This is a genomic window from Bacillus sp. JJ1521 (assembly GCF_036965165.1).
Classification (GTDB): Bacteria; Bacillota; Bacilli; order Bacillales; family Bacillaceae_L; genus Ferdinandcohnia.
In genome coordinates this window covers 37,887-44,148 of record NZ_JBALOX010000133.1, presented here as the reverse complement: position 1 = coordinate 44,148, position 6,262 = coordinate 37,887, and the positions used below count along the sequence as shown (strand labels likewise).

Genomic DNA, 6,262 nt, shown 5'->3' with positions numbered 1-6,262 from the left:
ATTCTGTCTTTAAAAGTTCCTTTATAATTCAAGTTTAATGAAGATAAGATGTTAGATGCAGTAGATTTTGATTGTATATATAGAAAATCACGCAATTGACAATTCGTAATCGTATTGCCTATCAAAAGAGAGTAATCGGTAATAGATTCTAAATAGGCTGTTTGGGAAGAATAGCGGCAAGATGGGCAAAACCAGGATCTTGGGTTACGTTTCATTGGCAGATAATCGCATTTCGGACAGCGCACTCCTTTAATGAGTTCATGTCCTTTTATTCCAAATTGTTTCAGGATATCTTCGTCATGAGGCGTATGAAGCTTTAAAAGTAACTTTGAAAGTTTTTGAATTTGTTTTTTATCTAGAACTTCCTCCTTGTTTCTCTTCTCAAATAACTCAATCTTTTGGATAAAACTTGGACTTTTAATTACTTTATGATTGTATTTAAAATCTTTACTAGCATCAATAATCGCATTTGGATTTGTGAAAACAACTAGGGTTTCAATAGGAATTGTGGGTATTTTGAAGGTTTCCAGAAGTCTGGTGAGTTGTAGTTGGTGTCTATTGATTTGGGCAACCGGACAGCTATATGATTTCCTCGTATCCTTGTAAGTTTGAATGAATTGATCAAACTTCCCGTCAAAATATAGTTCACCTCGATAATGTTTTGCATCAATAATTAGAATGAATTTGGGACTAACTAAAAGTATGTCTATTTCAAAAAAGTGCTTACCGGAGATATCGGGGAGGCGAAGGTTGTGAAAGATTAGGTAGTTTTTTTCTTTTAAAAAGGTTAAATAGTATAGTAAAGATTGTTCTCCGCGGTATCCTGCCATTCTTCTACCATACTCTTCGCTAATTTCTTGATATTTTGGATAGGTTTCTGCCAATCTTCTTATTAAAGCTTTTAATTTCCTTACTCTACGTGGAATTTTTAGTTCTTTTTTATTCATCTAGTACGCTCCTTTAATATTTAATACATCAATTTTCTACAAATTATGCAAAATTCCTGTAAAAATTTAAAAGTTTTTTCAAGGATTCTCTTCTTATGGTTTTTATGTTGATTCTATGGTTTTTAACGAGACACTTATGGCTTTTATTTCGTTTCTATGGTTTTTATCCCAAGACTATGGTTTTTAGCAAAAATCACATGATGGATCTGTGATTCCCCACCTTATTAACACAATCTGGAACCCAATATAAATAATTCCACCCGCCTTTGGTAAAACTAAGGACACGATTTAAGATGTAGGAGGCGATTTTGTTGGAGAATAGATTGTCCATTTTTGCACTTGGTGGGATTCATGAGATTGGGAAAAATATGTATGTGGTGCAGTTTGAGGATGATATTTTTGTAATTGATTGTGGGTCGAAGTTTCCGGATGAGAGTTTGCTTGGGATTGATTTAATTATTCCGGACCTGACCTATTTGGAGGAAAATCGGGAGAAAATTCGCGGGATGCTGATTACGCATGGGCATGAGGATCATATTGGCGGGATACCTTATTTTCTAAAAAAGCTCAATGTGCCGATTTATGCGACAAGGTTTACGCTTGGTTTAATTGAATTGAAGCTGACGGAACATCGTCTTCTTGCAGATACAAAACTAATTCCGATTGACGCAGACTCTATGCTCGAGTTTGGCAAAACTGTGGTTTCCTTTTTTAAAGTGAATCATAGTATTCCGGACTGCCTCGGAATTGTGTTTGATACGCCTGAGGGCAAGGTTGTTCATACTGGTGATTTTAAGTTTGATTTGACACCAGTGAATGATCAGCATTCAGACATTCATCGGATGGCTGAAATTGGGCGTGAGGGTGTGCTTGTTTTATTATCAGAAAGTACGAATGCGGAGCGCCCGGGTTCAACGCCTACTGAGTTAAAGGTCGGTCACGTAATTGAGGAAGCTTTTATGAAAGCAAATAGAAAGGTATTTGTTTCAACGTTTGCCTCCAATATTAGTCGAGTTCAGCAGGTTGTTGAAGCAGCTATGAAGACAAATCGAAAGCTAGCACTGCTCGGGAGAAGTATGGTGAATGTCGTGGATGTTGCGGTCGAACGTGGCTATCTGTACATTCCGGATGGCATGCTGATTGATGCGCAAGAAGCGAACAATTTAGCACCTGAGAAGGTTTGTATTTTATGTACGGGAAGTCAGGGGGAACCGATGGCTGCGCTTGCACGTCTTTCGAATGCAAGCTATCGTGACGTACAAATTCTTCCTGAAGATACAGTGATTCTAGCGGCCGGTCCGATTCCTGGCAATGAAAAAAATGTTTCTCGTATTATCGATAATTTGTTTCAACTTGGGGCGGTTGTTTTATATGGAGGAAGCGCGACTGGGATGCATGTTTCCGGTCATGGGTTTCAGGATGACCTCAAGCTGATGTTAACTTTAATGAAACCAACTTACTTTATTCCCATTCACGGAGAGTATCGGATGCTTCATCAGCATAAGTCACTTGCAGTCTCCGTTGGTGTGGAGCCAGAAAATGTTTTTATCATTCAAAATGGCGATGTGGTTGATGTTAATAATTCGGAGGCGCGTCAAACTCGGAAAATTCCTTCCGGCGATACATATGTGGACGGGGTTGGTGTCGGCGATGTTGGTGATATTATTTTACGTGACCGTAAGCAGTTGTCTGAAGATGGCATGGTCGTCATCGTTGTCACGCTGAGTAAAAGGGATCAGAAAATCCTGTCGGGTCCGGATACGATTACTCGGGGTTTTGTATTTAACCGGGATTCTGAAGAGCTTTTACGCGAGACAAATCGACTTGTGAAAAAAGCAATTCTAGACCTTCAAAGTGAAAACAAGTACCAGTGGAATGCGATGAAAAAAGAAATTAAAAAGGCTGTTGGACAATATTTATTCGCACAAACAAAACGTAAACCAATGATTCTTCCATTTATTATAGAAGTGTAACCCTCCAGTCGCGGAGGGTTATTTCATCTCCATATTTCATCCAGATTATCGGCATAAAACTCGATGGCGCGTTTGTACTTCTGTATAGACGTATCTTTCGATGTCCCAGTTAAACTTTTTAAAAGAAACCCCATTGCCTCCTGATGTCGACCAAGATTATAAAGTACCATTGCGTAGAAAGCCTTCATCGCGTGATTTTCAGGAAACTGCTCCGTACCCCTTAACAAGACAGCCTCGGATTTTTCATACTCGCCAAGGGTGCGATAGGTGCTACCCAATCCAAGTAAGGCTCCTTCCAAATCTTCGCCCTCTAAACCTAATGTAATTGCCTTTTCATAAAAAGGGACAGCTTCCACCTCCAAACCAAGGACATCGTAGCTCCAAGCAACTTGATAATTTAATTCTGGGTCCTCAGGCGACAATTCCACCAAACTCAAAAGCTGCTCATTTGATTCTTTGAGACGACCATCTTTTCTAAGCTCCAAAGCTTTCTTCATTTTTTATACATCTCCTGATATTCACTGAAGTAAAGGACCTCAACAGCTTCTGACCAGTTTAGGACAGTTCCGACAAAATCTTTAATATCAAGTCCCTTCATCTCATATGTTTCATCTGTATTCGTTGTACCAGTCGCATCCTCCACAAAGGTTACTTTGTACCCTCGGTCATATCCCGAAATAGCTGTAAACATGCAGCAAAATTCAGTTTCAAAACCCGTTATGAAAATATGTTTAACTCCTAATTCCTCTAGAATGGATGATAGATTCGTTTGAAAAAATGCACTTGGTGTTTCTTTTTCAACAACATAATCAGCGAAGTCCCTGATTGATTCGTGAATCTCGGAACATGCTGAATTTCTGTGAAGAGGGTTCCCTTCGTTTTTATCGAAATGCCGAACCATGATTACTGGTAGCTTTTTCGCTTTGAAATCCTGAATGATTTGTTGAATTTTCGCAAGTTCCTCATTAAAGCCTTTAAAATTTACAATGCCGTTTTGAACATCAATCACTAATAATGCTTGCATTCTCTTTCCCCCTCTTTTTGAAAATTGGGCTTAGTTCGCTCCAAACGTCAAACTGATTGCCATCTGGATCTCTAAAAACAAAGTTTTTCCCGGCATGACCTCGGTCTTCGATTTCCCCAACCATGATTTGAAGTTCTTTGAATTCTTTACGTAAATTCTTTAAAGCCTGTAAACCATCAACCTCAAAGGTTATAGAAAAACGTTCCTCACCTTTAGCATCAGTGAAGTTCAAAGTCTGTCCTTCCGGCGCAGCAATAAGGAAAAAACTTTGATCCGCCAAATCAAGGATGGCTTTGTCCTCGTCGATATAGTTAAGCGTAGCCCCAAGGTTTTCTGTGTACCAGGTTGTTGAACTCTGTATATTCGTTACTGGTAGATAGGTAGTTCCAACGCGTAGGAGTTTTTGTTTCATTTTAGGACTCCTCCTTCATTCTTTAACTTCCGTTCTTCCCTCGGTTATATCATCAAACGGAGTATAGTTATTACTAGGTAGTTTTTTCTTTCGAATGGCTTTAAAAATCGATAAACTTACGGCTCCAACTATGATGGCGAGAAAAACAAATGTCATATGTACTCTACTCTCTCCATTTCATAAGGGGTTTCATTATGTATTCTAATTCTAGATTTGCATTGGTTTTCCTTTAATTTTTTCATAAAAAAGAAGCCACATCCCATTGGACAGGCTCCTTCCGCATTATTTGATTAAATTTTTGATAGAGCTTGGACGTATTGCTGGTACAATGGTTCCCACATTTGTTTACGGTTTTCCACCTGTTTGCCATCTAGTAACATGCCGATGACATCAAGACATACATGCCAACCTGCTAAATCTCTAGGCGTATGGTCTGTAAGCTTTTTAATTATTTCAATTAAAAGCAGCTTACATCCCTCCTGCTCTGAAGAAAGCTCAAAGCGAACACTGTCATCTGCCCAGGTGAATTCTAATACAGAGTGATCACTAAAGTCAGTGATCGTCATTTCTTCGAAGGTTCCATTTCCCATATCAAAAAGAATACGACCACCCTTTCGAAGTTCATCGACTTTTAATTCCGGAAACCATGTGGGTAGTTTATCGTTGTCGGTAAGCATTCCCCAAACCTTATCAATTGAGTGTGGATAATGGCGTTCAAATGTTGCTATGTAATTTGATTCTTTTTTAGTAAGTGTTGCGAGCATGTTGTGCCTCCTATTTTAGAACATAGTGTTAAAGCTTACTTTCAAATTGCCCCATCCATATACTGCTTCTTTCAGAGTTTTTCCTCCGATATCAACTTCTAATGTATCTAATTTACGAGCTCCAAGCGTTTCATAAAATAGACAGGATTTGTTTTCTACCAATACTAATACTAGCATTGTGTTGATATCCTTGTCCAAAAGCTGCTTAACGACAGGAACTACTAACTTTTTGCCCAAGCCTTGTCCTTGATATTCTTTTAAAATATAAATAGCGTAGAGTTCACCCTGATAGCTTTCATAATTCCCACTGCGCTCTTTTCCACCACAAGCAAACCCAACAATTTCTCCATTTTCATTCTCCGCTACAAAAACATGACCGTTCGGGATTCCTCTTTTCCACATCTCTTCCCTAGATTCGTAGGACAATTGCTGGAGAAATTCTTCGGGAACAATTCCGGAATAGGTCGTTCTCCAGCTATCGACATGTACGTTGGCGATGCCTTTTGCATCGGATAAAATTGCTTTTCTTATTTTCATAGAATCCTCCTATTTTACTTCTAAAGCGAAGGCGTAAAATGCATCCCCGTTTGAAACATTCTCCTCGTTTTCGTCCATCCACCAAACTCCATAGGAATAGTAATACACGCCTTTTTCATCGGGTGCTGTAAAGCGGTGATTTTCTACTTTCACTTCGGTTTCCTTGTCACCCATGTAATATGCTACATGTACCTCGTTTGGTAATGGATCATAATCCATCACGAATGTGATTTCTTCACCTGGCTGCACAATAATAGGATCTTTTCCTTCCAAAAGTGCTTCAGGTCCCGCTGTGTCCACACATACACCTTTGAATTTAGACTTCCAGCAATAGGTACCGAGTTTTGTAGGATATGTTTCATCCCCAATTTCCACCATCGTTTCAGGCGGTTCAATACCGGTAAGCTCACTTGGCGTACTCCCACCACACCCTGCAAGGGTAATCGAAATCCCTATTAAAAGTACAAGCATCCATTTCATCATATGTCTCCTCCAATTGTGCGCTTTTACTAAATTGACGAAACCCTCAAAAAAAGGTTACATAATTTGAAACCAAATCGCTTAATTTTCCGTATATTTGGTATAATGAAAGATATATAAAGTAA

Annotated in this window: 9 protein-coding genes; 1 reads left to right on the top strand and 8 read right to left on the bottom strand. The window is 39.0% G+C overall.

Translation table 11 applies throughout. From position 1 onward, the window contains the following. The coding region (locus tag V7147_RS17545) for a nuclease-related domain-containing protein (protein ID WP_335369127.1) at positions 1 to 947 on the bottom strand (947 nt) is incomplete at its 3' end. A 368-nt stretch (positions 948 to 1,315) separates the two neighbouring features. Here V7147_RS17545 and V7147_RS17540 point away from each other — a divergent pair. Continuing rightward, positions 1,316 to 2,920: a ribonuclease J gene (locus tag V7147_RS17540; protein WP_438824608.1), complete on the top strand. Its 1,605-nt coding sequence runs from the start codon at positions 1,316 to 1,318 to the stop codon at positions 2,918 to 2,920. Positions 2,921 to 2,943: 23 nt separating this feature from the next. On the opposite strand, the gene V7147_RS17535 is transcribed toward V7147_RS17540, so the two are convergent. The 7 genes from V7147_RS17535 to V7147_RS17505 all read right to left on the bottom strand — a co-directional run bounded on the left by V7147_RS17535 (position 2,944) and on the right by V7147_RS17505 (position 6,140). Next, entirely contained in the window at positions 2,944 to 3,417 is a 474-nt protein-coding gene (locus tag V7147_RS17535; protein ID WP_335369125.1) for a tetratricopeptide repeat protein, read from the bottom strand. Further along, positions 3,414 to 3,944 (bottom strand): isochorismatase family protein, encoded by a 531-nt coding sequence (locus V7147_RS17530; RefSeq protein WP_335369124.1) that lies wholly within the window; start codon positions 3,942 to 3,944, stop codon positions 3,414 to 3,416. The genes V7147_RS17535 and V7147_RS17530 overlap by 4 nt, the downstream gene beginning before the upstream one ends. Beyond that, positions 3,922 to 4,356 carry a VOC family protein gene (locus tag V7147_RS17525; RefSeq protein ID WP_335369123.1) on the bottom strand — a complete coding sequence of 145 codons (435 nt, stop codon included), beginning with the start codon at positions 4,354 to 4,356 and terminating at the stop codon, positions 3,922 to 3,924. Before V7147_RS17525 ends, V7147_RS17530 begins: the two co-directional genes overlap by 23 nt. A 15-nt stretch (positions 4,357 to 4,371) precedes the next feature. Then, positions 4,372 to 4,512, bottom strand: coding sequence for a FeoB-associated Cys-rich membrane protein (locus tag V7147_RS17520; protein WP_335369122.1), 141 nt, complete (start codon positions 4,510 to 4,512; stop codon positions 4,372 to 4,374). A gap of 134 nt (positions 4,513 to 4,646) precedes the next feature. After that, positions 4,647 to 5,120 (bottom strand): SRPBCC family protein, encoded by a 474-nt coding sequence (locus V7147_RS17515; protein ID WP_335369121.1) that lies wholly within the window; start codon positions 5,118 to 5,120, stop codon positions 4,647 to 4,649. A gap of 15 nt (positions 5,121 to 5,135) precedes the next feature. Continuing rightward, complete coding sequence (locus V7147_RS17510; RefSeq protein ID WP_335369120.1) at positions 5,136 to 5,657, bottom strand: GNAT family N-acetyltransferase; 522 nt, start codon at positions 5,655 to 5,657, stop codon at positions 5,136 to 5,138. A 9-nt stretch (positions 5,658 to 5,666) separates the two neighbouring features. Beyond that, positions 5,667 to 6,140, bottom strand: a complete 474-nt coding sequence (locus V7147_RS17505) for a hypothetical protein (RefSeq protein WP_335369119.1) — start codon at positions 6,138 to 6,140, stop codon at positions 5,667 to 5,669. Positions 6,141 to 6,262: the final 122 nt, after the last annotated feature.

What these genes read in the sequence shown, in the direction of transcription:
- V7147_RS17525 (WP_335369123.1), bottom strand. Translation starts at nt 4,356, where the DNA reads ATGAAACAAAAACTCCTACGCGTTGGAACTACCTATCTACCAGTAACG.
- V7147_RS17505 (WP_335369119.1), bottom strand. Translation starts at nt 6,140, where the DNA reads ATGATGAAATGGATGCTTGTACTTTTAATAGGGATTTCGATTACCCTT.
- V7147_RS17515 (WP_335369121.1), bottom strand. Translation starts at nt 5,120, where the DNA reads ATGCTCGCAACACTTACTAAAAAAGAATCAAATTACATAGCAACATTT.
- V7147_RS17535 (WP_335369125.1), bottom strand. Translation starts at nt 3,417, where the DNA reads ATGAAGAAAGCTTTGGAGCTTAGAAAAGATGGTCGTCTCAAAGAATCA.
- V7147_RS17510 (WP_335369120.1), bottom strand. Translation starts at nt 5,657, where the DNA reads ATGAAAATAAGAAAAGCAATTTTATCCGATGCAAAAGGCATCGCCAAC.
- V7147_RS17520 (WP_335369122.1), bottom strand. Translation starts at nt 4,512, where the DNA reads ATGACATTTGTTTTTCTCGCCATCATAGTTGGAGCCGTAAGTTTATCG.
- V7147_RS17530 (WP_335369124.1), bottom strand. Translation starts at nt 3,944, where the DNA reads ATGCAAGCATTATTAGTGATTGATGTTCAAAACGGCATTGTAAATTTT.
- V7147_RS17540 (WP_438824608.1), top strand. Translation starts at nt 1,316, where the DNA reads ATGTATGTGGTGCAGTTTGAGGATGATATTTTTGTAATTGATTGTGGG.